We start from the raw sequence: 713 nt of genomic DNA, 5'->3' as shown, positions 1-713 counted from the left end.
GAACAGTGATGTTCAGCAGTGTTCAGCGTAAATGTATCAGTTCCTCAAGGCTGCCGACTTGTTGGCTGCTGAAGTGCTGGAGTCCTTGCCGCCGATGGATGAATCTTCGCCCCACTGGGGGGATCCCTTGGTGGAGCGGGGGTTATTGCGACCGGAGACGCTGCAGTATTTTCGCAAACATTTCCTGCCAGCTTCTGCCAGCGGATGCTGAGATATGCCAGAACTCCGTCCGAGCGCCGAGACCGTCAAGCGGATGAAGGTCTTGCCTCCACAGCACATTGTCGGGCAGGAGATGGCGGCACGACTGCTTGTGGCGGCCCTGGAGAAGGGGCGGGTGACTTCCAGCTACTGCTTCTTGGGCCCCCAAGGGGTGGGGCGGAAGCTGATGGCCCGTTGGTTTGCCCAGGCCCTCTTGTGCGAATCCAGCTCCGGGATCCCTTGCGGCAAGTGCTCCCACTGCCGTTGGCTGCTGGCGGGCAACCATCCCAATCTCCACTGGGTCAGCCCCACCTACCTGCACCAAGGCCGCCTAATTGCGGCAGACTCCCCGGAGGCGCAAACCTTGCAACGGCGCTCGCCGCCCCAAATTCGCCTGGAGCAGGTGCAGGGGGTATCCCGCTTCTGTGCCCGCAAGCCGATTCGAGCCCAGCGAAAGGGCTCCGCCCCGCTAAAGGACTCCGTCCCGCTTACGCGAAAGGACTCCGTCCCGCTTA

General features: G+C 62.1%; 1 protein-coding gene and 1 pseudogene. Both read left to right on the top strand.

The annotated features are described in order from the left end of the window. Positions 1-31: 31 nt before the first annotated feature. Positions 32-211, top strand: coding sequence for a hypothetical protein (locus NW843_RS13615; RefSeq protein WP_011432732.1), 180 nt, complete (start codon positions 32-34; stop codon positions 209-211). A gap of 3 nt (positions 212-214) precedes the next feature. Further along, a pseudogene (locus tag NW843_RS13610) lies at positions 215-713 on the top strand (hypothetical protein); the annotation flags it as partial.

The sequence above is a fragment of the Synechococcus sp. R5-12 genome (assembly GCF_047502655.1).
In the GTDB taxonomy this organism is placed as follows: Bacteria; Cyanobacteriota; Cyanobacteriia; order Thermostichales; family Thermostichaceae; genus Thermostichus.
This window is presented reverse-complemented; position numbering and strand designations above follow the sequence as displayed.

Coding starts and splice junctions, on each gene's coding strand:
- NW843_RS13615 (WP_011432732.1), top strand. CDS start 32: ATGTATCAGTTCCTCAAGGCTGCCGACTTGTTGGCTGCTGAAGTGCTG.